Source organism: Paenarthrobacter nicotinovorans (assembly GCF_021919345.1).
GTDB classification, from domain to species: domain Bacteria; phylum Actinomycetota; class Actinomycetes; order Actinomycetales; family Micrococcaceae; genus Arthrobacter; species Arthrobacter nicotinovorans.
The window spans coordinates 3774628-3799337 of record NZ_CP089293.1 but is presented as its reverse complement, the minus strand read 5'-3'; the positions used below and the strand labels follow the sequence as shown (position 1 = coordinate 3799337).

The window sequence follows — 24710 nt, the reverse complement described above, 5'->3', positions numbered from 1 at the left end:
GTCGCGGTGAACGGACAGAGCAGTTCTACACTCAAGCCCATGCTGCATTTTGGTTGGTTTGTGGGGCACGGTTTCGGGGTGCAGGGCTGGGGCACTCCGGGCTACAGCCTGGGTTACGACTGGAAGAAGCCCGCCCTGTACCAGGAGGCCGTGCGCGCGTTCGAGCTGTCCGGGCTGGACCTGTTCATCATCGAGGATTCCCTGACCGTCCCGGACACCTATGGCGGTACTGCCGAGGTTTCGCTGGCCCATGCTTCCTTTGCGCCGAAACACGATCCTTTGGCGTTGGTCCCGTACTTGCTTTCCGCCACGGAGCACCTGGGGATCGTTCCCACGGTCAGCGCTTCCTTCTACCCGCCCTTCACCGCGGCCCGGCTCCTCGCTACCCTGCAGCACTTCTCCGAGGGGCAGCTCGGATGGAATGTGGTCACCTCGGGCAGCGATCTCGCCGCGCAGAACTACGGCTTGGACCAGCAGATCGAACACGACCTCCGGTACGAAAAAGCGGAGGAATTCGTCGACGTCGTCAGGCGGCTTTGGCGAAGCTGGGAGGCCGACGCTGTACTTGAGGACGTTTCAGCTGGGGTGTTTGCGGACCATACCAAAGTGCATCCGATCAACCACGACGGGGACTTCTTCAAGGTCCGTGGGCCGCTGAACACGGCACCGTTGCCCGAGGAACCCGTGCTTGTCCAAGCGGGCGCCTCTCCGCGGGGCAAAGCGTTTGCCGGCGGTCACGCGGATGTGGCAATTGCGCTCGCCCGCGGCGTTGACGGCATGAAGGCCTACCGGGATTCGATCCGGGCCGAGGCGGCGAAAGCCGGCCGGAATCCCGACGACGTGAAGGTGCTTTTCGTACTGAAGCCCACCGTGGTGGGTTCCACAGCCGAGGCCGAGGAGCTACGGGCGCAGCGCCGGGAATTGACGCAGCGTGACATCGACAGCCAGCTCAACTCCATCTCCTACCTATCCGTGATCGACTTCAAAAAGTTCGACCTCGATGCCCCGCTTCCGGAGTTGAGCACCAACAGCAACCAGGGCACCTTGGAGCACTTCGCCAAGGCTGCCCCTCCCGGGTCCACTCTGCGTGAAATCCTGCAGGCACGCAGCGGTGGTGCCGGGGATTCGATCATCGGCACGGTGGGAGAAATTGCGGATTATCTGGAGGAGACCGGCGCGGCGGTAGGGGGCGACGGCTTCCTGTTCTCCGGCTTCGTTGATCCGGTGACCGTGCACGGTGTGCTGGACAAGCTGACCCCGGAACTCCGCCGCCGCGGCCTGTTGAGGAAGAGTTACGGCAACGGCGGATTCCGCCAAAACCTGCTGGATTTCTAATGGGCATTTTCACCATCGGGACGGGCCCCATCTCCGCGTTGGCTGTGGCGGAAGCGGCTGCGGATCCGACGTTTCACGTGGAACTCAACCAAGAAGCGTTGAATTTGATCGGACGGGGAAGGGAGATCGTGGAGGAGGCGGCCGCCTCCGGTCAACGGGTCTACGGCCTGAATACCCTTCTAGGGTCAGGCCGGGACACTGCTGTGGAGGAGAAGTCCCTCCTCGCCTACCAGGTGCAGGTCATCAGGTATCACAACAGCGGCGTAGGCCCGTATCTGGATCGTGCCGCAGCGCGCGCAGTGATCCTGGCCCGGCTTGTCGGGTTCAGCCGGGGCGGCTCCGGGGTTCGTGCCGGGACCGCCGGGTTCTATGCCGAACTGCTCAACCGCGGCGTCTACCCCGCCATCCCGCGCGAAGGGTCCGTGGGTTCCTCCGACCTGACCCAGCTGGCCGCCGTCGCTGCCGTAGCCCTGGGCGAGGGGGAAGCGTTCGACGCCTCCGGCATGCTGGTGCCCGGCGCCAAAGCCCTCGCGGACGCCGGCCTGCAAGCCCTGCAACCTGCTGCCGGAGAGGCCTTGGCCCTGGTGAGCGCCAATGCCTACTCCGTGGGCGCGGGAGCCCTCGCCTTGGTGCGCCTGCAGCACCTGGCCCGGCTCGCCGACGTCGCGCTTTCATTGTCGCTGGAGGCGATCGCAAGGTACGACGGCGGCGGAAACCTCAGTCCCTTTTCGCCGGCCATCCAAGCGGCCAAGGCGGTTGACGGCCAGCGGGACTCGGCCGCCGCTGTTCGACGGCTTCTCAGCGGTGGCTGGCTGGAGGATGTCCGCAGGGAAGCGTCGGTACAGGACGCGTTGTCCTTCCGGGCTGCACCGCAGACCCACGGGGCGTTCCGGTTCTTGGTGGCGCAGTTGCGTTCGGGCCTGGAAGTGGAGCTGAACGGCCGGGGAGACAACCCGTTGGTCGATGTGGAGTCGGGAACGATGGTGTCCGGCGGGAACTTCCAACCCATGCAGCTGGCGTTGTCCTTCGAAAGCCTGCGGTTGGGATTGGCGCACGTGGGGATTTCCAGCGAGCGGCGGATCGCCAAGCTGTATCCACCGCAGCGGGCCATCCGGGCGAGGCACCTGGCAGCGGCGTCCTCCGCGCCCGGTGCGGCGTCTGCCTTGATTCAGGAGGAGCTGCCCGGGCTGCTCTGGTATTCCGCGGCCGGACTGTTGGCCGAACTCAAATTCCTGGCAGCGCCGGCAACCCTCGGCGCGCCCACGCTCTCAGCCGACATCGAGGACCACTCGACGCTTGCTCCGCTGGCCTTGCAACAGCTGGAGAAGTCGATTGATGCCGCGGAGAAGCTCCTGGCCATCGAGTCCCTCACGGCTTCCTACCTCCTGCTGGAAGCCGAAGCTGCACAGCCGCTCGGCAACGGGACCGGGCTGGTGGCGGGCCGGCTTGCTGATGTGTTGGCGGACCGGCCGTCGGCGCCGGACCTGGTGGAGCGCTCGCGGACGGTGCTGCGCGAAGCCGTGGATCAGCTTTTCACTGAAACAGAGGAGGCGACGCCATGAGCACGGCCACCCGTAAGCATGGGTTGCATGCACTGCCCGGGGGTCTTGATGGTCTCGACGCCTCGGTCCTGGAAAAGGTGGGGAACACTCCGCTGGTCAAGCTGGAGAACTTCAGCCGCGGGCTCGGCAGTGTCATCCACGTCAAGCTGGAGTCCGAGAACCCCGGTGGTTCCATCAAGGACCGCACGGCACTAAGTATGGTGCGGGCGGCCGAGCGCTCGGGGGAGCTGAGGCCGGGGGCCACCATTGTGGAGAGCACGTCCGGTAACACCGGGATCGGGCTGGCGCTGATCGGGCACCTCACGGGCCACCCGGTGGTGGTGGTCACGGGCGACACCATTTCCGAGGAAAAACTCGCTGCGCTGCACAACTATGGCGCGCGGGTGATCCTGACGGATTGGAACGCGCCGTCCGAGTCTCCGGAGAACGCGCGAGCCGTGGCCGCCCGGATTACCGCCGAAACACCCGGCGCCTGGCGGCCCATGCAGTTCGACAATCCGGCCAATCCTTTGGCACATTACGAGACCACGGGGCCGGAGATCTGGGAACAGACGGGTGGGCTGGTGACGCATTTCGTGGCCGGCATCGGTACGGGCGGGACCATCAGCGGCAACGGGCGGTATTTGAAGGAACAGGTGGCAGCCTCAAGGCCGGGCGGGCACGTTGAAGTGGTAGGTGCAGACCCCTACGGATCCGCGTACAGCGGGGGTCATCCCGCCGAAATCCTGGTGGACGGCGTCGGCAACTCCTGGCCGCAGTCAGAGTGGCCCAAGATCTTCGACCGCTCCATCGTTGACCGCTTCCTCCGGATCCCCAACGACGAGGTCTACAGCACGGTCCATCGGCTTCTTGACGAAGAAGGGCTCGCGCTGGGGCCGTCGTCCGGTCTCGCTGTCGCGGCGGCAGTGCGCGTGGCCCGCGCCGCGCCTCACGGTTCGGTGGTGGTAGCCATAGCGCCCGACGCCGGCACCAACTACCTGAGCAAGGCCTTCAATCCCGTATGGCTGGCCGAGAACGGCATCCGCCTGGCCGCCGACACCCCGGAGTGACCCTCCCTCACGTTCCGCGTGCTTGGCTGTGACGCTTGCTCACATCCCGCGTGCTTGGCTGTGACGCTCGCTCACGTTCCGCGTGCTTGGCTGTGACGCTCGCTCACGTTCCGCGTGCTTGGCTGTGACGCTTGCTCACGTTCCGCGTGCTTGGCTGTGACGCTTGCTCACGTTCCGCGTGCTTGGCTGTGACGCTTGCTCACGTTCCGCGTGCTTGGCTGTGACGCTTGCTCACGTTCCGCGTGCTTGGCTGTGACGCTTGCTCACTTAAGCTCTCCGAGCGCGGTGCGTTAAGCTCCAAACATGCCTGAACAGGAAACAAAACCGCGGCTGGCCGGTTATCTCGATAAGCAGCAACCGGACCTCTACGCGACGCTCAGCCACTATTCGCAGCAACTCGTTGACGAAGCTGACCGGCTCGGGATCCCGCGCCGGACCCTCGAACTGATCAATTACCTGTGTTCGCAGATCAACGGGTGCGCGTTCTGTTTGGATCTCCACCACCGTCGGGCACTGAAGTACGGCGAGACGGAGCAGCGCCTGTCATTGGTGGCTGTGTACAAGGAAGTGCAGTTGTTCGAACCCAGCGAGGTGGTCGCCATGGAGATCGCGGAGCAGATTACCCGCATGAGTACCTCCCGTCCCAGCCCGGAACTGTTTGCCGTGGCGCGTCAGCACTACAGTGACGAACAGATCAGTGTCCTCTGCATGGCGGCAATTGGAATCAACGCTTTCAACAGGCTGTCAATTCTGAGCGAGCACCCGGTGCGGGCAAACAAGAAGTAGACCCAATGCCATCAGCCGCGGCGAGTGATTGTGCGCAGGCGGGGTGAGGTCCGCCGTCGACCTTCCACAACAGATCAGCCCCTGGGCAACCGAAAGAGTTGTCCAAGGGCTGATCTGCATCCCAACAGGGTCAGGAATCCGCGGCGCTAGGAGTTGACGGCCTTTTTGAGCGAGCGGCGGCGTCCGTACTTGAAGTAGAAGAACGCGTAGCAGGCACCCACGAAGGGCACTCCGAACAGGAGGGCCGCCACTTGGTTGGGATCGAACGCGATGCCGATCAACGACACAACGCACAAGGCGAATGCGAGGATCGGCACCAGCGGGAACAGCGGCGCTTTGTACGGCAGAGTGTTGACGTCGCCACCGTTCCTCACGAACGTCCTCCGGTAGATGAAGTGTGAAGCCACGATCGACATCCACACACCTACCGTCGCAAAGCCGGCCACGGAAACGAGCACCAGGTAAACGGTAGCCGGCGCAACGACGCTGCTGATCAGCGAGGCGAGACCGCCGAGCATGCTCACGCAGAGGGCAACCAGCGGGATGCCGCGCTTGGTGAGCTTCTTGAAGACCTGGGGTGCGTGGCCTTCGTCGGCCAGCGAGAACAGCATGCGGGCACAGGAGAAGAGGCCGCAGTTTCCGGCCGAAAGCAACGCCGTGATGATCACGAAGTTCATGATGTCCGCCGCGTACGGGATGCCGAGCATGGAGAAGACGGTGACGAACGGGCTCTCGTCCACGCTGACTTTTTCGTACGGGATGGTTGCCGCGATCACCGTGATGGCACCAACGAAGAAGATCATCAGGCGGATCACTGTGGTTCGCATTGCCTTGGGGATGTTCGCGCCGGGGTTGGCGGTCTCACCAGCTGCAACACCGATCAGTTCGGAACCGGAGAAGGCATAGAAGACGGCCAGGCACGTGACAAAGACTCCCGTGAAGCCGTTCGGGAAGAGCCCGTCAGGGGTGCTGAAGTTCTCGCCGAACGTGGGGTAGTCGCCCGTTGCAAGGGGGTGGAATCCGGTAAGCGCGGCGCCGCCCAGGATGATGAGGCCGACGACGGCGGCGACCTTGATGAGCGCGAACCAGAACTCCGATTCCCCAAAGACGCGCGATGAAATGGCGTTCAGGGTGAAGAGGACTGTTGCGAAAACGAAACACCAGATCCAGACATCCACGCCCGGGAACCACCGTTGCATGAGCAGCCCGGCCGCGGTGAATTCCGAACCAAGGGCCACGGCCCAGCAGAGCCAGTACAGCCACGCCGTGGCGAAGCCCGTGGCGGGTCCGATGGTGCGGGCGGCATAGATGTGGAATGCGCCCGAGACGGGGAACGCAACAGCGAGTTCCCCGAGGCAGGCCATCACGAGATACACCACGACGGCGCCGATCAGGAAGGCAAGCACCGCGCCCAGGGGGCCGGCGGTGGCGATGGTGTAGCCGGAACTGACGAAGAGGCCTGAACCGATGACACCGCCCATGGCGATCATGACCAGGTGCCGGGCCTCCATGGACCGGCGGAGTCCTGATGGTGAGGCGGCAGTTGCGGACTGCGCCTCGGTTGCCGATGCTTCGGCTTTTGTGGGGGAGCTGAGTCCCATATTCCCTCCGGGAAGTTAGCCAGCAAAGTCTGAAGTAGTGGCAGTCGGACGTGATCCAACTAACACGAGAACAAGATTCATCACATGACGAATGACCATTTCAAGGAGGATAAGAAATGCGATTGGACGCACAATTTGCTCATGGCTGAGGCCAAGAGTTCCTTATCATTGAGTCATGCGAGCAATTACTCTACTTGCGACCTGCTAGGTTCCAAGCGGAGCATCCTTGGCAGACGCCCCCAGGGCGGACCGCTATTCGATACCCGCGAACAATTCGTTCAGCTCGGCTGTGAGCTGCTTTCGGATGGCGGGTGTGCCGACTTCCTTGCCGTTGATGTGGTTCACCGGAGCGATCAAGCGAATACTCGAGATGAGCCACACGGCGTCGGCGTCGAACAAGTCTTGCGGCTCCAGTGGACCGTAGCCAAGTTCCCAGCCGGCGGCCTTGGCTGCCGCGAACAGCGCACCCTGCGAGGTTCCCGGAAGGATGCCGCTGTCCAGCTGCGGTGTAATCAGGCGGCGAACAGTCCTGACGGAACCCGCGCCGTCGTCCACTTCTTCAAGGTGCGCCAGCAGCACGGTGGACGTCGGCCCTTCCAGGACGCGGCCGTCGGTCGAGGTGAAGATCGCGTCGTCGGCGCCTTGCTTATGCGCGTAGCGCAGTGCGGCCATGTTGACGGCATAGGAAAGTGTTTTGGCACCGAGCAACAGCCATGGCGCGCGCTCGCCGGCTTCGGTGTCGAAGCCGCGGTCCAGAAGCACGACGTCGATGCCCGTCTCGCGCTGCCGGCGACTGCCCGCAGGTGAGGGCGAAGCCTGTACCCAGCATGTGGGGCTCGCCGCACCTTCAACACCGCGGGTGACGATGAGTTTGACCACAACCTCGTCCTCCTCAGGCGTGGGCGCAGGGTGGGTGCTGCGGAATTCCGTGATGGCCGTTTCGATGGCCCGCCGCCAGGCGTCCTGATCGGGCAGCGTCAGGTCCAAAGCTGCTGCAGAACCGGCCAGCCTGTTCAGGTGTGCCTGGACTTTCCGGGGCCGGCCCTGGACAGCCAGGAGTGATTCGAACACGCCATCTCCGCGTGTAGCTCCCAGGTCCGTGGCCATGAGCTGCGGTTGGCTGGAATCGGCAATTCGGCCGTTTTCGAAGGCGGGGTCCAGGAAAACGAGGACCGTGGGGGCTGCTGAAGTCATGGTCCCAGCTTAGTGCGGGGCCACCGCTGATGACTTTGCCGGATAGGCTGTGGTCACTGTTGTCCATGAACCGTGGGGGTTTGTCAGGTGCTCTTTCCTTTTCCGTTTGGCCAGGAGTGGACCTGGTTGCTGGGTGCGTGGGCCATCGCGGAAGTCATCATGCGGATCGTCCTGCTGGGTATCATTCCCGGCAATCGCCGTCCCACGACGGCCATGGCATGGCTTTTGGCTGTGTTCCTCATCCCATCCGTGGGCTTCGTCCTGTTCCTGTTGTTTGGCAATTTCAAACTTTCCAAGCGCAGGCGGGAGCAGCAGGAAGAAGTCAACCGCCGCGTCCGTGCCGTGACCTCCGATCTTTCGGATCCGGTGAGCGTCTACTCCGGACCCGAGTGGGTGAAGTCGGCCGGGGAGCTTAACCACAGGCTGGGCTCGCTGCCCATGGTGGATGGCAACAAGGTGGAGCTGATCCCCGGCTACCACGAGTCCATTAAGGCCATGGCCGAGGCCGTCAGGGACGCCAAGAATTACATCAACGCCGAGTTCTACATCATGAGCAGTGACTCCGTGACTGATGAGCTCCTGACTGAGCTGGAGAAAGCGGCTGAGCGGGGCGTCACTGTGCGGCTCCTCTTCGACCACATTGGAACGTTGCGCGTCAAGGGCTACCGCCGCCTGATCCGCAGGCTCAAAGCGGGCAAGATCCAGTGGAAGCGCATGCTGCCCCTGCTGCCCATCCACGGCCAATGGCGGCGTCCGGACTTGAGGAACCACCGCAAGATCATGGTGATCGACGGACAGGTGGCATTCACCGGTTCGCAGAACCTCATTGAGCCGTCCTACAACAACCCCAAGCACCACAAGGTGGGACGCAAATGGGTTGAGCTCATGTCCAGGCTTGAAGGCCCGATCGTCCCCACCCTCAACGTGGTCTTCGCGACGGACTGGCTCAGCGAAACGGACGAGTCCCTGGAGGACCAGCTGCGCCTGCCGGCGTTGCCGTCCCCCGGCCAGGTCACCGCACAGGTTGTGCCCAGCGGCCCGGGGTTCGCGACAGAGAACAACCTGCGGCTCTTCAACACGTTGATCTACTCGGCGCAGCACCGGATTTCAATCTGCAGCCCGTACTTCGTCCCCGATGATTCCTTGCTGTACGCCATCACCACTGCCGCCCAGCGGGGGGTGGACGTGGAGTTGTTCGTCTCGGAGAAGGGCGACCAGTTCCTGGTGCACCACGCCCAGCGCTCCTACTACGAGGCGCTGCTGAATGCAGGGGTGCGCATCTATCTCTACCGCGCGCCATACGTCCTCCATGCCAAGCATTTCACCATTGATGACGAGGTGGCGGTTCTCGGTTCCAGCAACATGGACATGCGCTCCTTCTCCCTCAACATGGAGGTCTCGGTGATGCTGCTGGGCTCCGAGACCGTGAACCTCATGCGGGCCGTGGAATCCACGTACCGCGAGGTATCCCGTGAGCTTATGCTGGACGACTGGATGGACCGGCCCCCGTTGGCCAAGTATGTGGATAACGTGGCCAGATTGACGGCAACGCTCCAGTAGTCCTCACCGGGGATTCAGTCGGGGAAGCCGGCGCCGAGGGTTGAGAGCACCCCGAAGGCCTTGGTCCTTATTTCCTCGTACTCGTCGTCGGCCACGGAGTCCGAGGTGATGGCGCCGCCCACGCCGAGCGTGAGGGTACGCCCCCTGCCGCCGTCGGGATTGGCCACCAGGGTGCGGATAACCACCGCGAGGTCGGTGGCGGCGTTCAGGGAGAAGTAGCCGATGGCGCCGGAGTAGATGCCGCGCGGCCCTGCTTCGAGTTGGTCGAGGATGTCCATGGTGCTGATCTTGGGCGCCCCGGTCATGGATCCTGCCGGGAACGCGGCGGCTACTGCTTCTGCCCGGGGAGCGCCTGGCCGCAGATGTGCGTCCACGGTGCTCACCATCTGGTGGACGGTCGCGTAGCTTTCGATGGCGCACAGCCTGCTCACCGTCACCGAACCGGGGATGGCGAAGTGGCTGAGATCGTTGCGGAGCAGGTCCACGATCATGATGTTCTCGGCGCGGTCCTTCAGCGATGTCTCAAGGTCCTGCCGCAGGGCTGCGTCCGCGTCAGGGTCGGCAGACCGGCCCCTGGTGCCCTTGATCGGCTCGGCGCGCATGCCGCCGTCGGACAGGATCCGCAGGAACCGCTCAGGTGAGGTGCTGGCGACCTCCAGCTCCCCGAACCGCAGGTAACTGGCGAACGGGGCCGGGTTCCGGCGTCGCAGTGCAAGGTAGCTGGTCCACGCGTCGAAGTTCCCCGCGGGTGCCTCCAGTGTGGTGGTCAGGCAGATTTCGTAGGAGTTGCCCTCGCCGATTTGGTGCTGGGATTCGGCGATTTTGCGTTTGTAGTCGGTGGCGGAATCGCGGCTGACGAACTCGGGGACGGTTGCCGTGGGGGCGGCATCCGCGCCTGGAGAAGCGGCACCGGAAGACCCGACGACGGCGGCCCGCGCCGCGCGCAGCCACTCGTCCGCGTCCGGGGCGTCCAGGGCCAGCAGCCATACTGTCTGTTCGCGGTGGTCCAGCACCACGGCCCGGCCCGCGAAGAGGAGTGCGGCGTCCGGGGTGTCGGAACGGACATCGTTGCCGCCGGTTTCGCGCTTGAGTTCGTAGCCCAGGTATCCAAGCCAGCCGAGCGTGAATTGGCCGTCGTATCCGCGGGGCGCGCGGACCGCCCGTCTGCCCCAGACCGAGTCCAGCCACCGGAAGAAGGGGCCGGATGTGGTCACAGAGGCTGACCCTGCCGTGACGGTGGTGACCCCGGAACGGTGCGATACCGTCTGGCCGAAAGTGCCGCCGTCGTCGGCCAGGATGCTGAAGCGGCTGCGGGCCGCGGCTTGGGAACGGCCGGCCACTGCGGCCGCGTTGGACGAGTCGAGCCACACGGCGTTCCGCGACTGCCCGTAGAGGGTTTCGAAAAGGCGTGCGGCGTCCGGCGTCGCCTCCAGGCGCTCGGACCGCAACTGCAGCCCGCGCCGTGCGCTCAGTTCGGGGGAGAGGATGGCTGCCAGCGCAGGCAGGTACATGAGTGCCTGGAGAACGTGGTCCGGCGCGCTGCCGTTGGCGGGATTTTGGACGTGGATGTCGGCTTCGGCGATGACGGAGTCGTCCGAGAGCCACTCTTCTTCCTGCGCAGCCCAGGTGTCCCAGTAGGGTTCGTAGGTACTTCCGTCGCGCGTCAGGGCTCGACGACGGCGATCGTCACCCGGCGCTTCCACCCACACCACGGCGTCCAGCATGGGGCGGGCGGCGTCGGCGGCGGATCCCACGCCCTCAACGATGACGATTTCCGCGGGCAGCGTGACGTTCAGCCCGCCGTCGTAGTGCCGTTCCCAGTCCCAGCTGACCCATTCTGCGGCCGTTCCCTGGCTGAGCGGGGTGAGCACGGTGGCCACGTAACGCTCGATGCCGGTACGCAGGCCGTTCCACCCCGGATAGATGTCCTCGAGGTGGAAGAGCGAAACTTTATGGTGTTGCCGAAGCCGGGCCGCCAGCTCGACGGCCAGTGTGGTTTTGCCTGCGCCGGACCTGCCGTCAACAGCGATGATCACGGGTGCAGGGGTCATGTCATAGAGGTTACCTGCTGGTGCTCCTGGCCTGCTTCGGTGTCTCCGGAGGCGATGGCTGCTTTGACGTGTTCCACGATTCCCGGGATAGCCGATTTGATGAGCGTCCAGGTGTTGTCGAAGTCCGTGTGCCCGCCGTACCAGGGATCCTCGATGCCAAGGTCCAGGGAGCTGCGGTCGGCTACTTGGGGGTCGAAGCTTCGCAGCATGCGGACCTTTTCCAGTGAGGCGCGGTCAGGGGCGCCTTCCTGGAGCCAGCCGAAGTGGTCAACGTCCAGGGCCAGGATCAGGTCCCGCCCGGCGAACCATTCGTGCCGCCATTCCCGGGCCACGTGGTCCTCGGAGGCGATGTGCTGGGCTGTCAGGACGCGGGCGGCGCGTGGGTCGATGGGGTGGCCGACCTCGTAGCCCGTAGTGCCCGCTGAATCCACCACTACAAGCTTGCCGAGCCCTTCCGCAGTGAAGGCTTCGGCCAGCATGAGCGCTGCCATGGGCGAGCGGCAGATGTTTCCGGTGCAGACCGTGATGATGCGGTATGGGCTCGTCGTTGAGTACATGCAGCAAGCATGGTTGATGGCACCCCCTCTTGGCTAGGGGCAACTTCACAAGTGAGTCACTTTTGCTGTCAAAGCTGTCACAGGGGGAGGTTCTGCACCGCTTCGATCAGGCGGTGGCGGCTGCTGTGGCTTCGGCGGCCAGCGCTGCTGCGGCCAGGTGGACGGTGCGCACGACGGCGGCGCGTCGCCTTTGGATGCGGCCGGGGTCATTGCCGGCCATGAGTCCGTCCAAGGCCGGCAACACCGGTGCGGAATCGCAGAGGCTCACGATGGTGATGAGGAGGTCTCCCGCGTCTTCCCGGGAGATTCCGGGCAGGGCTGCGATGGTGCTGTTGACCTTCGATGCGCAGTTGGCCATGCGTTTAGGCAGGCCAACCACGTCGGACCCCCGTTCCAGGCCTTCCCAGAACAGCAAACGGGGGGCCGTTGCGTCTTCCTGGTGATGGTCGAAGAGCCGGCCCGCATAGTCCGCCATGGCTTCGGGGCCGTTGCCCTCGATGGGTACTTCGTCCATGAGGGAACTGAGCGCCGCGACAATCACGGCGTCGAACAGCCCGTTCTTGTTCCCGAAGTACTGGTAGATCCGCTCTTTGTTGACGCCGGCCTCGGACGCGATCCTGTCGATGCGGGCGCCCGCCAGTCCACGTGTGCAGAACTCGGTGGTTGCCGCTTCCAGCAGCAGTGCCTTGGTTCGTTCCGTGTCCCATGCCATAGGGTCATATTAGCAGTTTCCAACTAAGTAGTTGTAATTGTTCGGAGGTCGGGCTATTGTGATCTCAAGTCAATTGCAACTATCTGGTTGGAGAATCTGATGACGACCGAAGTCGCCGCCGAAACAACTGCCCCCGTGGCCCCGGCCGCAGCCCGCCCACAGGGGCCCTCCGTTCACATGCGGGCGCTCATTACCTGGATCGCCATATTTCCACTTGTATCTGTAGGAATGCTGCTGCTCGGCCCGATCATGGAGCCTTGGCATCCCGTTCTGCGCGCACTCGTGCTGACCGCATTCGTTGTCCCCACGGCCGTCTATCTCGTGGTGCCGCGCCTCATGGCCGGCCACGGAGCGCTGTCCCGCAAAGCCGTGGAGCGCGCAGCCCGCAAGTCCGCTTAACCCAAGGCAGCCCGTAAGTCCTATTAACCCAAAGAGGGGACAGTGCACGCTCCAATGAAGGCTCATGAGAGCGCGTGCTGTCCCCTGGTTGGGTGCCGTGCCGCTTAGGACGCCCGTGCAGCCTCGACTTCTTCGCGGCTCGCATACGCGGCCTGCGTGCCCTTCTTCGTTGCGGCCAGGGCGGCGGCCACCGAGGCAAACGCAGCCGCGTCGGCCAGCGAATCACCTGCGGCCAGCCGGGCAGCAACAGCACCCGTGAACGCATCTCCGGCGCCCGTCGTGTCCACGGCGTCCACCCTGGTGGGGGAGATGCGCGTGATCTGGTCCTCCGCTCCACGGGCGAGCGAGTCCAAGACCACGGAGCCCTGCGCGCCCAGCGTCACGAGCACACGCTGCAGTCCGCGATCCGCGAACTGGGCCCGGACCGGCTCCCACGCCTCAGCTTCGGCGTTGGCATCGGGAATGTCAGCCTCCGAGCCAAGGAACATCGCGGCCTCGTGCGCATTCACTAGCAGAACGTCGCTCAGGCCGGCCAGAACCTCGGGCACCTCAGCGTACGGTGAGAGGTTCAGCAAGACTGTAGCTCCGGCGTCGTGCCCTGCCTGCGCGGCGGCCACCACGGTATCCATCCCCACTTCCAGGCACAGGCAGACGACGGCAGCGTCGGCGAAAGCAGCAGCCTCCACGTCCGCTGGCCGCAGCGTGCCGTTCGCTCCGGCGGAGATGATGATGCTGTTCTCGCCGCGCGCGTCGACGGAAATGACCGCGACGCCGGTAGCCGCATCGGAGCGTCGGACGCGGGACACGTCCACTCCGGCGCTGGCGGTCGAGTCCAGGAGCATGGTGCCGTTGGGGTCCTCGCCCACCGCGCCAATCAGGCTGACCTTGCCGCCGAGCTTGCTGGCAGCCACCGCCTGGTTGGCGCTCTTGCCCCCAGGGTTCACCGCGAACCCGTTGCCATGGACCGTCTCGCCGGGGTTGGGGAGGCGGTCGGTGTAGATGGTGAGGTCGGCGTTGAGGGAGCCGACGACGACGATCCCCGCCTTGGGCGCACTGCTGCCGGTGCTCATGCGGCCACCTTCCCGGCGTCGGCCACTTCTGCGTCCACCGGCTTGGGGATCAGCAGCGAAGCGGCAAACGCGGCGAAGGTGATCGCGAGGCCCACTACCACAACGGTCAGGTACGACGCCTTGGCGTCATTCAAGGAGGCCGTTGCGACGAGGACCGCGGGAAGGACCAGGAAGCTCAACCCGGCACCGAGGTTGAACGCGCCGGCGTTCATGCCCGGGAGGAAGCCGGGGTTGCCCTGCGGCGAAAGGACCACGCCAAGTCCGTTCAGCATGATGTTGACGGTGCCGGCGTACATGATGCCCAGCAGGGCCGTGCCCAGGATCATCATGGGCAGGTTGTTGAGGCCGAAGAACGCAATGATGGCCAGTGCCACGAGGCTGCCGACCAGGCCGATGCGCAGGACCTTGGTGTAGCCCAGAATCGGTGCGAGGCGGCCACTGATCGGGCCGAAGATCCAACCGAGCAGCGCGTACGGCGTCAGGATGATCAACGACATCTCCGTGGGGCCGACGCCGAAGCCCGGATCGGCAGCTTGGACGTAGGCCGGGACGATGCCGTTGATGACCGCGAAGATACCGGTCATGGTGAGGGTGGTGGTCAGCAGTGGTGCCCACGTGGAGCGCTGGCGCAGGTGCACGGTTTCCACCATGGGCTGCTTGGCGCGCTTCTCGACAGTCCAGAACGCAAAGAACGCGACGGCGGCAATCACCGTCAGGCTGATGGCAAGGGTCAACGTGCCGGAATCGAAGGCGGTGGCCAGTTTGGAGCCTTCGTTCAGTGCCGTCAGCAGTGCGCCCACGGCGATCACGATGAAGAAGACGCCCAGCCAGTCCATGGTGGTGCCGGCGGCAGGCTTGCTCTCGCCGGCCAGGACGGCGATAAGGACCGTGGCCACCACGGCGAGGGCCACCATGAGCCAGAAGATGCTGCGGAAGCCGAAGTTCTCAGCGAAGTAGCCTCCGACAAAAGAGTCGACGCCGGCCACGCCGCCGTTGACGGCCGTGATGAGGCCCATGAGCGTGCCGTACTTGCGCGGGTTGCTGACGGCGGAGCGAAGCATGATCAGGCACAGCGGGACGGTCGGTCCGCTGACGCCCTGGATGATGCGGCCCACGAAGAGCCACGTCACGTCAGGGGCCATCGCGGCGATGACGGATCCGACGGCCATGAGGAGCATCATGCCCACCAGGATCCTCTTGCGGCCAACGATGTCGCTCAGGCGCGGAAGGAAGAGCGAGAACAGCGCGGCAGCGGTGAAGAACCAGGTCTGGGACAGGCCGATGGTGGCTTGATCCGTGTTGAGTTCGTTGCCCATGGTGACCAGGGCAGGGCTGAGCATGGAGGCGTTGAGCTGGAAGGCCACGCAGGCTGCCAGCAGGGCAACCATGAGCGCGGTGACGTTGCCGCGGGCGGACTTTGTTTCGGTGAGCGTGGACATTAGTTGGACTCTCCTGCCAAGACCGTTTCGGCAATCACGGTGGCGTCAGCGCCGCCGTCGTGCGTTGGTTCGCCGATCCGTTGGATCGCATCGGTGACCAGGTCCCAGAACTTCTTGTGGTCGAGGTCGACAGCCACCGAGGTGTGGCAGTCCTCCGGCGCGGGCGCGCGGAAGTCGGCCACGGTCATGCCGAGGGTGAGCTTGCCCTGGAGTTCGATGTCCACGGGCACCTTGCGGGTGGTCATGACGCTGGGATCGATGACGTAGGCCACGGCGCACGGATCGTGGACCGGCGGGAAGTCGAAGCCCTGGGCGTCCTTGTAGGTCTTCTTGAAGAATTCCATGAGTTCCAGGACGAACTTGGCCGGCTTGGTGCCGATGGCCGCGATGTTGTTGACCACCTCGTCCGTGGCCAGCGCCTGGTGCGTGAGGTCGAGGCCGACCATCACCACGGGCCACTTTTCGTTGAAGACGATGTGTGCGGCCTCGGGGTCGATGATGATGTTGAACTCGGCCACCGCGCTCCAGTTGCCCACGTGGTAGCCGCCGCCCATGAGGACGACTTCCTTCACGCGCTCCACGATGCGCGGTTCTTTGCGCGCGGCCATCGCGATGTTGGTGAGTCCGGCGGTGGGAACCAGGGTGACGGTGCCCGGCTCGTGCGCCATGACGGTTTCAATGATGAGGTCGACGGCGTGGCGCGGGTCGAGCTCGATGGTGGACTCGGGCTGTTCCGGGCCGTCCATGCCGGAGTCGCCGTGGATGCTGGGGGCCGTTTCGATGGTGCGGACCAAGGGGCGGTCGCAGCCGGCGGCGAACGGAACTCCGGTGATGCCTGCGATGGTGGCTACCGAGAGGGCGTTGCGGGTGACTTTCTCAAGGGTCTGGTTGCCCACCACGGTGGTCACAGCGAGCAATTCGATGTCCGGGTTGCCGTGCGCCAGCAGCAGTGCCACTGCGTCGTCATGGCCGGGGTCGCAGTCAAGAATGATCTTCTTGCGTGTGTTGGGGTCCACGTTTGTCTCCACGTCATTGGGGCCTGCCGGGAACTTGCCCGGGCAGGGCGATAAGCATTCAGGGCGATTCTGGCATCCGACCGGCCAGAACGTCAAACGCTTAACGTAGAGTGCGTCAAGCGCTTGATGCCTTGGCGCAGGTCAGAGCAGCGGAACAACGCTACGATCGATGCATGGAATCCCTGGATCGGCGCAGCAGCCGTGCTCATCGCACGCCCAGGGTGACGGCTGCCATGGTGGCCGCCCGGGCCGGTGTTTCCACAGCCACGGTCTCCCTGGTGGCCAACGGCAAAACCCAGGGCCGGGTATCCGACGACAATATCTCCCGCGTCCGTACTGCGATCGCCGAACTGGGCTACGTGGTGGACAGTATCGGCAGCTCGCTGGCCCGCGGAGTCAGCTCCATCGTCATCCTGGTCACCCCTGACGTGTCCAACCCGTTCTTCGCCAACGTCATCGCCGGAGTGCGGGAATCCTTGGGTGCGGAGTACCAGCTGCTCCTCTCAGTGACCGACGCCGGCGAATCGCCACAGGCTTCCGACGTGCAGAAGTTGTTGGCCCTCCGCCCGGCGGGGTTGCTGGTGGGTGCCCCGAGCGCAGAGTTCCTGGAAGACCTTTCCGCAGCCGGTCCACTGGTGCTGCTGGACGCTCCCGGGCTGGAGTCGTACGCGCCGTCCGTGAACCTCGACGTCGCCCAAGGAGCCCGCGAACTGGCCCGGCACCTGGCTGCATCCGGACACACCCGTGCCGCCTACGTCGACGGCATCACCGGAACCGCGACGTTCCAGCTGCGCCGTGAAGCCTTCCTGGAAGAAGCCGCTGCCTGCGGGCTGGTGGTCGACGCCGGGCATGTCATCAGTACAGCGATCGACGTCGGTGCTGCCGCCGCTGCTTTCGCCGCCGCCTGGCCCGTGTGGGAGCGCGAGGGGGTGACCGCCGTCGTCTGCGGTACGGATACCCATGCCTACGGTGTACTGCAGGAAGCGCGGGTGGAGGGCGTCGCCATTCCGGGAAAGCTGGCTGTTGCGGGCTTCGATGACCTTCCATACTCGGCCACCAGCAATCCCAGCCTCACCACTGTGCACCTGCCCGCGAGACCGCTGGGCCGCAGAGCTGGGGAGCAGCTCCGCGGGCTGATGGAGGGTGTGGCTCTCAAGGAGCCGCATGTGACGCTGGAGAGCTCCCTGGTGGTGCGCGGATCTACGGCGTAGAACCGGTCTACATAGCTCCGGCCGGCTATCGCTTCAACGGGCGGAGCTGTTCCTCTGTGACAGGCAGCGAAACTGTGAAGTAGATCTGCGGAGCGGTCATGTCGCCCCAGTCGTCCTTCTTCACCCGAACTGCGGAGGGCGTGACCTCCGCGATCCGCACGCGCAGCCAGCCGCCGTCGTCGAGCCGTAATTCATGGGGGTCGGCCAGGTACCGCAGGCCGAGGTCATTGAGCGTTTCCTCGGCGGTGAACCAATCCACAACGTCCGTGCGCGGGCGTCCCAGCATGTCGATGGCGACGAATCCGTCATCCACGGGCTTCATCCACCCCACATGCTCGCCGTCATCCGCACGCCGGTGCTCGATCCAGTCAGCTTCCATGCCTCCGACCGTAGCATTCGGCCATGACGTACCGGGGTTAGTGAATGACCGCCAGCAGGATGCCGACCAGCACAAACAGGCAACCGAACACGCGGTTGAGGACCTTTTGGCCCTTCTGGTCATGGGTAAAGCGTTGGAATGAACGTGCTGCCAAGGCGAAGAAGAACCACATGACAATGATGTCGATGGCGAGTACGGTGGCGGTCAGCACTACATATTGCTGTACCAGGGGCTGGTCCGGGCGGATGAACTGCGGCATGAAGGCCAGGAAGAAGACAATTGCCTTTGGGTTCAGCAGGTTGACCCAGACACCCCGCTGGAACATGGACAGCGCGGGCTCGTTCTTCTTGTCATCGACCTGCTCTTTGTCCAAGTCAGGCTTGCGCAGGAACTGGCGGATGCCAAGGTAGACCAGGTACGCGGCGCCAGCGTATCGGATGACGTTGAAGATGACCGGCGAATTGGAAACCAGGACACCCACACCGAGAGCGACGATCAGGATGTGGATGATCAACGCCACCTGTTGGCCGAGGATGCCCCAGATGGAGCGTCGGAAGCCTGAGTTCAGCGAGTTGCTCATGGTGAAGATCGCGCCGGCGCCGGGAGTGAAACTGATGAGGGTGCCGGCGCCTACCAGGGCCAGCCAAAGTGAAAACTGCACCATCTCAGCTTATGCGGGGGCGGCGGGTGGCCGGGACGCGTACCGCCACGACCACCTTTGCCGGACTTGTGACAGTGGCCGCCAACCTGGGGCTGGCGGCCACTGCCCCCGCTTAGGGGATGTTGTGCCAGAACCAGCGGGCAACATCAACGGCTAGCCGGATGATGTTGACCACGAGGTTCCAGGCGCCCCATGATTCCTCGCGTTTCCGTTTGGACTTCATACCGGGCACCTCCTCCCGAGGGAACAGGACGCGGCCACACCATGGGAGCTACAAGCGTTGCGCCCATGGTGTCGGGGGCCATAGACTCAAGAGGTGATGTTTGAGGTTCTAAGGCCCTCCAACCGCACCAAATGAGCGCACCGCGCCGAACAGGGACCCGATTGCCGTCGGGTCCATTGTTCTTTAACGGCACCACAGGACTTCTTCCTGGTCCTCCAACCCTAAGGGAACGGAGGCTTCTTTCCCCCGAGGGGTTTTAAGCTGTGGATCGCTACCCTGCTGCTTTGTTGAGAAGGCTCAGGCCGGGTGCCCGGGACGCGTGCCGCCACGACCCACTTTCACGCCGCGGGCCCCCCAAGGCACCCGATATAGGTTGATTTCGGGGTCGGCGGAGCTGAAAGAAGGTCGTGAAGCTACAGCCAAGTCCGCACCCAATGAGGCAGACTGATCCCGTGAGCGGAACTCCATGGGTGCTGCACGTTGACCTCGACCAGTTCATTGCGGCGGTCGAGGTATTGAGGCGGCCCGAGCTTGCCGGTAAGCCGATCATCGTGGGCGGCCGCGGAGACCCCACGGAACGGGCTGTGGTGTCCACGGCGTCCTACGAAGCAAGGGCGTTCGGCGTGGGGTCCGGCATGCCGCTGCGCATAGCAGCACGGAAAGTGCCGGACGCCATCATCCTGCCGGTCGACCAGGAAGCCTATCTGGCGGCCTCGGAAACCGTGATGGCCACCCTGCGTGAGCAACCCGGCGCAACGGTGCAAGTGCTGGGCTGGGACGAGGCCTTTGTCGGAGTGGAAACCGAGGACCCGGTAGCTTACGCACAGCAGATCCAGGAAGCCGTGCTCGAAACCACCCGGCTCCATTGCAGCGTGGGTATCGGTGACACGCTGGTCCGCGCCAAGAACGCAACTGATTTCGGCAAACCCGCCGGCATCTTCCGCCTGACGAAGGACAACTGGCTGGAGGTCATGGGGGACAAGCCCACCATTGAGCTGTGGGGCGTCGGGCCGAAGATTTCCAAGCGGCTGGCCACCCACGGGATCACCACAGTCAACGACCTCGCTGCCGCTGATCCGCAGGACCTGGTCCCGGAATTCGGCCCGAAAATGGGCCCGTGGTACGCGCAACTGGGCCGTGGCGAGGGTGCCGCGGAAGTGGACGACACCCCTTGGGTTGCCCGGGCCCACGGCCGCGAAACCACGTTCCAACAGGACCTGACGGAACCTGGCCAGATCGAGGACGCCCTCAAGGAGCTGACGGCCCGGGTCCTGGAAGACGTCGCCGCCGAAGGTCGCCCCGTGGTTGGGCTGACGCTCAAGGTCAGGTACAAGCCGTTCTTCACCAAGACCTATGCCAGGAAAATTCCCGAGACCTACGACCGCGACGAAGTCCTGGCCCAGGCCCTCGGCCTCACCGCCAAGATCGAGCCCGACCGCCCCATCCGATTACTCGGATTGCGGGCAGAAATGGCCATGCCCGAGGAAGCCCGGAAGGGCCACACGCCAACGCGCAGCGGTTGGTAACGCCCGACGCCGGCCTGCCGCCTATCGGCGCGGACCTGACAGCTAAGATTCAATAAATAGTTTCACAATTCGCGTCACGAATTGATGGTTCACGTTCTAAGTGCATCTCCATGTTTGTCCAGCATGTCTTGGGCTTCGAAAATTGCCGGTGACTATAGTTGATCGCTTTGCGCTTCAGTATTATTCTCTAACCGGGGGTCCCGTAATGGGGATGGAGAGAAATGCAAATTGCATCATCAAGAATGAATATTGCCGTTGATACCGTCAGTGGTCGAGTTTTGGATAAGGACGCAAACGCCAGGTGTGGCGGCCGCTCCGTCACCATTTACCTGCTGTCCTCGGATGTGGATGCAACGCCCGTCAAATTTACTTTTTCCAATTTGCTCTTTGCTTTGAAGCAGTCGTTCACATGAAAAAACCAAAACTCGCAGCAGTGGTGATGCCCATCGGCTCAGTGTTGGTGGTACTGGTGATCGGCTACCTCGCTCTTCAAACGGAGGGCATGCTTAGTGGGTACTTGTTCGATCTCTCCGGCACCCCGGCCACCTCAATTGCCAAACGCTTTCCGTGGGAGCTTCAGGTCGCCACCGTGCTGGCGTGCTTCGCTGCCTCGGTTGCCTATCGAAGACTTGCAGTCGACAGGCGTCTAAAGATGCTCGTGTTTGGCACCTTGGTATTGGCGTCGGTTCTGTCTCTGCTGTTTTATGAAACCGTTCACACGACAAGGACGAGTCTCTTGGCCATGGCATTTGTTGATGGGGGCATTTCCCCACTGATATTGGGGTTTATCGCGGTCATCGCAGCGGACACGATTCACAGCAAGCGACGCCGGCCTGCCGCCTACCAGCGCGGGTGAATCGCTTCGCGGAAGTAACGGTCGTAGATATCCCGAACCCCATCGCCGAGACCCGCACCGACAACCTTCATCTCTCCGGCTTCCGCGTTGGCAGCAGCCTGCTGGGCGGAGCGTGCCCCCGGAATCACTGACGTGACGCCGTCCTGGGCTACGACCCAGGCGAGGGCGGCTTGGGGGGTGGTGACGCCGTCGGGAACCAGTGCGCTGAACTCCTGCGCGGCCTTGACGCCGGTGGCGAAATCGACGCCGGAGAACGTTTCGCCGACATCGAACGAGGACCCGTCCCGGTTGTAGTTCCGGTGGTCATTGGCGGGGAACTCCGTTTCGGGCGTGTACTTTCCGGAGAGCAGGCCGGAGGCGAGCGGTACGCGGGCGATGATGCCGACGCCGGCTTCCTTGGCTGCGGGCAGGACCTCGTCGAGGGGCTTCAGACGGAACGGGTTGAGGATGATCTGCACGGAGGCAGTGTTTCCGCGTTTGATGGCTTCGAGGGCCTCGTCCGTCCGCTCCACGCTGACGCCGTAGTTGCGGATGGCACCCTCACTGACCAAGGTATCCAGGGCGTCGTACACTTCATCGTTGCTGTAAACAGAGGTGGGCGGGCAGTGCAACTGGACGAGGTCCAGGGTGTCCTGCTGCAGGTTGTGGCGCGAACGGTCGGTCCATTCGCGGAAGTTCTTGAGGGTGTAGTTTTCGGGGACCTGATCCACCCTGCGCCCCATTTTGGTGGCTACGGTGACATTCAGCTCCGGGTGGGCACTGAGGAAGCGTCCAATGAACTGCTCGCTGCGCCCATCGCCGTAGACGTCCGCGGTGTCGAAGAACGTGACGCCATGCTCCACTGAGGCTTCCAGCACGGCAAAGGCGTCCGCTTCAGTGACGGAACCCCAGTCGGCTCCGAGTTGCCATGTTCCCAGCCCGACGGTTGAAACGGATCGGCCGGTCCTGCCAAGTATGCGCTGTTCCATGGTTCCGACTATATGGGGTCAGGGCCCGGTGGAGTCCAGCTTTGCGGCTTTGCCCAGCAGGTATCGCCGCTCCTGGAGGCTGCGGGTTTTCCTTGCTGCGTCCAGAAACGCTGCGCGGGCTTCGGGAAAGGAGCCAGCCATCTCGTGCAGATGGGCCCTGACTGCGTCCAGGCGGTGTGACCGACCGAGTGCATCATCCAAGCCGGCGAGCAACTCCAAACCGGCGGCCGGCCCGTTCACCATCGCCACCGCAACCGCACGGTTCAGCGTCACGACGGGGCTGGGAGCCAAGGCCTCCAGCACCGTGTAGAGGGCCAGGATCTGAGGCCAGTCGGTTTGGTCATGGGAGGACGCTTCGGAGTGCACAGCAGCAATCGCCGCCTGCAGTTGGTACGGTCCGGCGGCGCGCCGTCCCAGCACTGAAGACAACAACGCAATGCCCTCATCGATCTGCCCGCGGTTCCACAGGCTCCGGTCCTGCTCAGCCAGCGGAACCGGTGTTCCATCGGCCATGGCACGTGCCGGGCGACGGGAATCGGTCAGCAGCATGAGCGCCAGCAGCCCGGTCGCCTCAGGCTCCGACGGCACAGCGGCCACCAGCAACCGGGCCAGCCGGATGGCCTCCGTGGTGAGGTCCTCGCGCTGCAGCGACGAACCCGAACTCGCTGCGTAGCCTTCGTTGAAGATCAAGTACAGGACGTGAAGTACGACGCCGAGCCTCGCCTTCCGCTCGGCAGGCGGCGGCATGCTGAACGTGGCTCCCGCCTTTTGGATCCCCTGTTTCGCGCGGCTGATGCGTTGTCCCATGGTCGCTTCGGGGACCAGGAAAGCCGAGGCGATTTCCGCCGTCGTGAGTCCTCCAACTGCCCGCAGGGTAAGGGCGAGTTGCGACGGTGCCGATAAGGCGGGGTGGCAGCAAAGGAACATGAGGGTAAGGGTGTCGTCTGCTTCCGGAGCTGGCTGGTAGGAGTGATCGGCGTCCATGGCCGACAAGCGTTCTTCGCGGGCACGCCGGGCGCTTTCGCTCCGCCACATATCCACAAGCCTTCGGTTTGCGACGGCCGTCAGCCAGGCCTTCGGATCACGTGGCATGTCATGGGGCCACTGAAGTGCGGCCTCCAGCAGGGCTTCCTGGACGGCGTCTTCGCATGCATCGAACTGGCCGTTCTTGCGTGCCAGCACGCCGAGGACCTGCGGCGCGAGGGTGCGCAGCAGGTCCTCGATGTGCATGCCCCGGTCAGAGTCCAGCTAGACCTCCGGTGGTCCGTCCGGGATGGCACGAAGCTCCACGACCTGCGCGTATTTCACAATGCTTGAGCAGATCTCCACGGCGCGTTCCTCACTGGCAACATCCACCACCCAGTAGCCCACCAAGGACTCCTTGGCCTCGGCGTAGGGTCCGTCGGTGGTGATCACGCCATCCGGGGTTTGTTTGACGAGCTTGGCGGTGCTGCCGTCGGCCAGGCCCGCGTTGAAGACGAGTTCGCCGGATTCGGTCAGGTCCTTGTCGATCTGGATCATGAAGCCGATCATTTCCCGGATCCATTCCGGATCGGCGGTCTCCATCATGCCCTCGGCCGATCCGAACATCATGATCATGTATTTCATCTCAAACTCCTTTGACGTGGCGCCCTGTGTGGGCGCTTCACCCATGGGTCGGAACAGCGGCGGACTTTTCTACATGGGTCCCAAAACTTTCTAGGCCCGGGCGATGACCTCTCCGTTGGGAATGAGGAAAAAGCCGTCTTCGGTAGCGCCCCAGCGGTGCCATCCGGCTGCGATCCGGGCGAGGTCGGCCTCGTTTGCGAAGCCGTACTCCAAGGCCTGCTCGGCAAAAGCGGAGTGCAGTACCCGTTCACTCCACACCCGGGATTGCCAGGCGCGCTGTTGGGCCGTGGCGTAGAGCCAGTTGCTGCTGGTGGGCGCCACCTGTGTGAAACCTGCCTGCTGCGCCCACGAGACCAGGCGTCGGCCGGCGTCGGGTTCTGCTCCGTTGCGGCGCGCGATCTTCTGGTAGAGCTCCATCCAGTGATCAAGTTCAGGGACTTCCGGGTACCAGCTCATGCCATGGAAATCGGCGTCCCGCACGGCAACGATAGCGCCGGGCTTGGCCACCCGGCGCATCTCGCGCAGCGCGGCGACGGGGTCGGTGAGGTGCTGGAGGACCTGGTGGGCGTGGACGAGGTCGAAGGATTCGTCTTCGAAGTCGAGATCGTAGATGTTGCCCGTCTGGAAGGTCACGTTGTCCACGCCGCGCTCGGCGGCGAGTGCGGTTGCCTGCGCCACAATATCGGCAGACCGGTCCAGGCCTATTACTTGTCCGGGCGCAACCAGCCCCGCGAAATCGCACGTTATGCTGCCAGGTCCGCAGCCGACGTCGAGGACTGATATCCCGGTGGTGAGATGCGGGATGACAAACGCGGCCGAATTTTCGACCGTCCGTGAGGCGTGGGCCCGGACAACCGACTCGTGGTGTCCGTGGGTATAGACATCTTCAGGCTGCTGCGCGTTCATAGGGAAACGCTACAACCACGCATGCCGGTTTTGGCGGAACG

24 protein-coding genes are annotated in these 24710 nt (G+C 63.9%); 10 read left to right on the top strand and 14 right to left on the bottom strand.

The annotated features are described in order from the left end of the window. The first annotated feature begins 6 nt into the window (after positions 1–6). From JMY29_RS17635 to JMY29_RS17620, 4 genes are all read left to right on the top strand, one after another. Positions 7–1335, top strand: coding sequence for an NtaA/DmoA family FMN-dependent monooxygenase (locus JMY29_RS17635; protein ID WP_018778200.1), 1329 nt, complete (start codon positions 7–9; stop codon positions 1333–1335). Continuing rightward, positions 1335–2897: an aromatic amino acid ammonia-lyase gene (locus JMY29_RS17630; protein ID WP_189076294.1), complete on the top strand. Its 1563-nt coding sequence runs from the start codon at positions 1335–1337 to the stop codon at positions 2895–2897. Before JMY29_RS17635 ends, JMY29_RS17630 begins: the two co-directional genes overlap by 1 nt. After that, the gene (locus JMY29_RS17625) at positions 2894–3946 is read left to right on the top strand and encodes a PLP-dependent cysteine synthase family protein (protein WP_189076293.1); all 1053 of its coding nucleotides are present in this window, start codon (positions 2894–2896) and stop codon (positions 3944–3946) included. Before JMY29_RS17630 ends, JMY29_RS17625 begins: the two co-directional genes overlap by 4 nt. A gap of 303 nt (positions 3947–4249) precedes the next feature. Continuing rightward, the gene (locus JMY29_RS17620) at positions 4250–4732 is read left to right on the top strand and encodes a carboxymuconolactone decarboxylase family protein (protein WP_018778203.1); all 483 of its coding nucleotides are present in this window, start codon (positions 4250–4252) and stop codon (positions 4730–4732) included. Positions 4733–4878: 146 nt separating this feature from the next. Here the strand turns inward: JMY29_RS17620 and JMY29_RS17615 are convergent, their stop codons facing one another. Both JMY29_RS17615 and JMY29_RS17610 read right to left on the bottom strand, forming a co-directional pair. After that, complete coding sequence (locus JMY29_RS17615) at positions 4879–6333, bottom strand: amino acid permease (protein ID WP_018778204.1); 1455 nt, start codon at positions 6331–6333, stop codon at positions 4879–4881. Positions 6334–6585: 252 nt separating this feature from the next. Next, a complete protein-coding gene (locus JMY29_RS17610) occupies positions 6586–7527 on the bottom strand; it encodes an aminodeoxychorismate lyase (protein ID WP_018778205.1) in 942 nt (313 codons plus the stop codon). Positions 7528–7614: 87 nt separating this feature from the next. Between JMY29_RS17610 and cls the strand changes: the two genes are divergently transcribed. Continuing rightward, a complete protein-coding gene (gene cls / locus JMY29_RS17605) occupies positions 7615–9087 on the top strand; it encodes a cardiolipin synthase (protein ID WP_018778206.1) in 1473 nt (490 codons plus the stop codon). A gap of 14 nt (positions 9088–9101) precedes the next feature. Here cls and pabB read toward each other — a convergent pair whose 3' ends face one another. The 3 genes from pabB to JMY29_RS17590 form a co-directional block, all read right to left on the bottom strand. Continuing rightward, the gene (pabB, locus tag JMY29_RS17600) at positions 9102–11138 is read right to left on the bottom strand and encodes an aminodeoxychorismate synthase component I (protein ID WP_189076292.1); all 2037 of its coding nucleotides are present in this window, start codon (positions 11136–11138) and stop codon (positions 9102–9104) included. Further along, on the bottom strand, positions 11135–11695 hold the full coding sequence (locus tag JMY29_RS17595; RefSeq protein WP_026267233.1) for a low molecular weight protein-tyrosine-phosphatase: 561 nt from the start codon (positions 11693–11695) through the stop codon (positions 11135–11137). The genes pabB and JMY29_RS17595 overlap by 4 nt, the downstream gene beginning before the upstream one ends. Positions 11696–11801: 106 nt before the next feature. Next, on the bottom strand, positions 11802–12407 hold the full coding sequence (locus JMY29_RS17590) for a TetR/AcrR family transcriptional regulator (RefSeq protein WP_018778210.1): 606 nt from the start codon (positions 12405–12407) through the stop codon (positions 11802–11804). 99 nt (positions 12408–12506) lie between these two features. On the opposite strand from JMY29_RS17590, the gene JMY29_RS17585 reads away from it, so the two are divergent. Next, positions 12507–12806: a hypothetical protein gene (locus JMY29_RS17585; RefSeq protein ID WP_018778211.1), complete on the top strand. Its 300-nt coding sequence runs from the start codon at positions 12507–12509 to the stop codon at positions 12804–12806. 104 nt (positions 12807–12910) lie between these two features. Here JMY29_RS17585 and JMY29_RS17580 read toward each other — a convergent pair whose 3' ends face one another. From JMY29_RS17580 to uriH, 3 genes are read right to left on the bottom strand one after another with little or no spacing between them, the layout of a single operon-like run. Next, positions 12911–13876, bottom strand: a complete 966-nt coding sequence (locus tag JMY29_RS17580; protein WP_189076291.1) for a ribokinase — start codon at positions 13874–13876, stop codon at positions 12911–12913. After that, the gene (gene uriT, locus JMY29_RS17575; protein WP_189076290.1) at positions 13873–15315 is read right to left on the bottom strand and encodes a uridine transporter UriT; all 1443 of its coding nucleotides are present in this window, start codon (positions 15313–15315) and stop codon (positions 13873–13875) included. Before uriT ends, JMY29_RS17580 begins: the two co-directional genes overlap by 4 nt. Beyond that, positions 15315–16331: a uridine-preferring nucleoside hydrolase UriH gene (uriH, locus tag JMY29_RS17570; protein WP_229778639.1), complete on the bottom strand. Its 1017-nt coding sequence runs from the start codon at positions 16329–16331 to the stop codon at positions 15315–15317. The genes uriT and uriH overlap by 1 nt, the downstream gene beginning before the upstream one ends. Before the next feature lie 173 nt (positions 16332–16504). On the opposite strand from uriH, the gene JMY29_RS17565 reads away from it, so the two are divergent. After that, entirely contained in the window at positions 16505–17542 is a 1038-nt protein-coding gene (locus tag JMY29_RS17565) for a LacI family DNA-binding transcriptional regulator (RefSeq protein WP_189076288.1), read from the top strand. A 25-nt stretch (positions 17543–17567) separates the two neighbouring features. On the opposite strand, the gene JMY29_RS17560 is transcribed toward JMY29_RS17565, so the two are convergent. Beyond that, positions 17568–17921 (bottom strand): hypothetical protein, encoded by a 354-nt coding sequence (locus JMY29_RS17560; RefSeq protein ID WP_055972799.1) that lies wholly within the window; start codon positions 17919–17921, stop codon positions 17568–17570. A gap of 37 nt (positions 17922–17958) precedes the next feature. After that, the gene (locus JMY29_RS17555) at positions 17959–18585 is read right to left on the bottom strand and encodes a LysE family transporter (protein ID WP_018778217.1); all 627 of its coding nucleotides are present in this window, start codon (positions 18583–18585) and stop codon (positions 17959–17961) included. Positions 18586–19239: 654 nt separating this feature from the next. Between JMY29_RS17555 and JMY29_RS17550 the strand changes: the two genes are divergently transcribed. The 3 genes from JMY29_RS17550 (at position 19240) to JMY29_RS17540 (ending at position 21187) form a co-directional block, all read left to right on the top strand. After that, on the top strand, positions 19240–20331 hold the full coding sequence (locus JMY29_RS17550; protein WP_189076287.1) for a DNA polymerase IV: 1092 nt from the start codon (positions 19240–19242) through the stop codon (positions 20329–20331). 221 nt (positions 20332–20552) lie between these two features. After that, on the top strand, positions 20553–20744 hold the full coding sequence (locus JMY29_RS17545) for a hypothetical protein (RefSeq protein ID WP_189076286.1): 192 nt from the start codon (positions 20553–20555) through the stop codon (positions 20742–20744). Then, positions 20741–21187, top strand: a complete 447-nt coding sequence (locus JMY29_RS17540; protein WP_144401333.1) for a hypothetical protein — start codon at positions 20741–20743, stop codon at positions 21185–21187. The genes JMY29_RS17545 and JMY29_RS17540 overlap by 4 nt, the downstream gene beginning before the upstream one ends. Here the strand turns inward: JMY29_RS17540 and JMY29_RS17535 are convergent. The 4 genes from JMY29_RS17535 to JMY29_RS17520 all read right to left on the bottom strand — a co-directional run bounded on the left by JMY29_RS17535 (position 21172) and on the right by JMY29_RS17520 (position 24669). After that, positions 21172–22155, bottom strand: a complete 984-nt coding sequence (locus JMY29_RS17535; RefSeq protein WP_189076285.1) for an aldo/keto reductase — start codon at positions 22153–22155, stop codon at positions 21172–21174. The genes JMY29_RS17540 and JMY29_RS17535 overlap by 16 nt on opposite strands. Before the next feature lie 18 nt (positions 22156–22173). After that, positions 22174–23385, bottom strand: coding sequence for an RNA polymerase sigma factor (locus JMY29_RS17530; RefSeq protein ID WP_189076284.1), 1212 nt, complete (start codon positions 23383–23385; stop codon positions 22174–22176). Positions 23386–23403: 18 nt separating this feature from the next. Further along, the gene (locus JMY29_RS17525) at positions 23404–23763 is read right to left on the bottom strand and encodes a YciI family protein (RefSeq protein WP_018778223.1); all 360 of its coding nucleotides are present in this window, start codon (positions 23761–23763) and stop codon (positions 23404–23406) included. Between the two features lie 90 nt (positions 23764–23853). Further along, on the bottom strand, positions 23854–24669 hold the full coding sequence (locus JMY29_RS17520) for a methyltransferase domain-containing protein (RefSeq protein WP_018778224.1): 816 nt from the start codon (positions 24667–24669) through the stop codon (positions 23854–23856). Positions 24670–24710 lie beyond the last annotated feature (41 nt).

What these genes read in the sequence shown, in the direction of transcription:
- JMY29_RS17555 (WP_018778217.1), bottom strand. Translation starts at nt 18,585, where the DNA reads ATGGTGCAGTTTTCACTTTGGCTGGCCCTGGTAGGCGCCGGCACCCTC.
- JMY29_RS17560 (WP_055972799.1), bottom strand. Translation starts at nt 17,921, where the DNA reads ATGGAAGCTGACTGGATCGAGCACCGGCGTGCGGATGACGGCGAGCAT.
- JMY29_RS17620 (WP_018778203.1), top strand. Translation starts at nt 4,250, where the DNA reads ATGCCTGAACAGGAAACAAAACCGCGGCTGGCCGGTTATCTCGATAAG.
- pabB (WP_189076292.1), bottom strand. Translation starts at nt 11,138, where the DNA reads ATGACCCCTGCACCCGTGATCATCGCTGTTGACGGCAGGTCCGGCGCA.
- JMY29_RS17590 (WP_018778210.1), bottom strand. Translation starts at nt 12,407, where the DNA reads ATGGCATGGGACACGGAACGAACCAAGGCACTGCTGCTGGAAGCGGCA.
- JMY29_RS17595 (WP_026267233.1), bottom strand. Translation starts at nt 11,695, where the DNA reads ATGTACTCAACGACGAGCCCATACCGCATCATCACGGTCTGCACCGGA.
- JMY29_RS17565 (WP_189076288.1), top strand. Translation starts at nt 16,505, where the DNA reads ATGGAATCCCTGGATCGGCGCAGCAGCCGTGCTCATCGCACGCCCAGG.
- JMY29_RS17535 (WP_189076285.1), bottom strand. Translation starts at nt 22,155, where the DNA reads ATGGAACAGCGCATACTTGGCAGGACCGGCCGATCCGTTTCAACCGTC.
- JMY29_RS17545 (WP_189076286.1), top strand. Translation starts at nt 20,553, where the DNA reads ATGCAAATTGCATCATCAAGAATGAATATTGCCGTTGATACCGTCAGT.
- JMY29_RS17610 (WP_018778205.1), bottom strand. Translation starts at nt 7,527, where the DNA reads ATGACTTCAGCAGCCCCCACGGTCCTCGTTTTCCTGGACCCCGCCTTC.
- JMY29_RS17580 (WP_189076291.1), bottom strand. Translation starts at nt 13,876, where the DNA reads ATGAGCACCGGCAGCAGTGCGCCCAAGGCGGGGATCGTCGTCGTCGGC.
- JMY29_RS17520 (WP_018778224.1), bottom strand. Translation starts at nt 24,669, where the DNA reads ATGAACGCGCAGCAGCCTGAAGATGTCTATACCCACGGACACCACGAG.
- JMY29_RS17540 (WP_144401333.1), top strand. Translation starts at nt 20,741, where the DNA reads ATGAAAAAACCAAAACTCGCAGCAGTGGTGATGCCCATCGGCTCAGTG.
- uriT (WP_189076290.1), bottom strand. Translation starts at nt 15,315, where the DNA reads ATGTCCACGCTCACCGAAACAAAGTCCGCCCGCGGCAACGTCACCGCG.
- JMY29_RS17625 (WP_189076293.1), top strand. Translation starts at nt 2,894, where the DNA reads ATGAGCACGGCCACCCGTAAGCATGGGTTGCATGCACTGCCCGGGGGT.
- JMY29_RS17530 (WP_189076284.1), bottom strand. Translation starts at nt 23,385, where the DNA reads ATGCACATCGAGGACCTGCTGCGCACCCTCGCGCCGCAGGTCCTCGGC.
- JMY29_RS17550 (WP_189076287.1), top strand. Translation starts at nt 19,240, where the DNA reads ATGAGGCAGACTGATCCCGTGAGCGGAACTCCATGGGTGCTGCACGTT.
- JMY29_RS17615 (WP_018778204.1), bottom strand. Translation starts at nt 6,333, where the DNA reads ATGGGACTCAGCTCCCCCACAAAAGCCGAAGCATCGGCAACCGAGGCG.
- JMY29_RS17525 (WP_018778223.1), bottom strand. Translation starts at nt 23,763, where the DNA reads ATGAAATACATGATCATGATGTTCGGATCGGCCGAGGGCATGATGGAG.
- JMY29_RS17630 (WP_189076294.1), top strand. Translation starts at nt 1,335, where the DNA reads ATGGGCATTTTCACCATCGGGACGGGCCCCATCTCCGCGTTGGCTGTG.
- JMY29_RS17585 (WP_018778211.1), top strand. Translation starts at nt 12,507, where the DNA reads ATGACGACCGAAGTCGCCGCCGAAACAACTGCCCCCGTGGCCCCGGCC.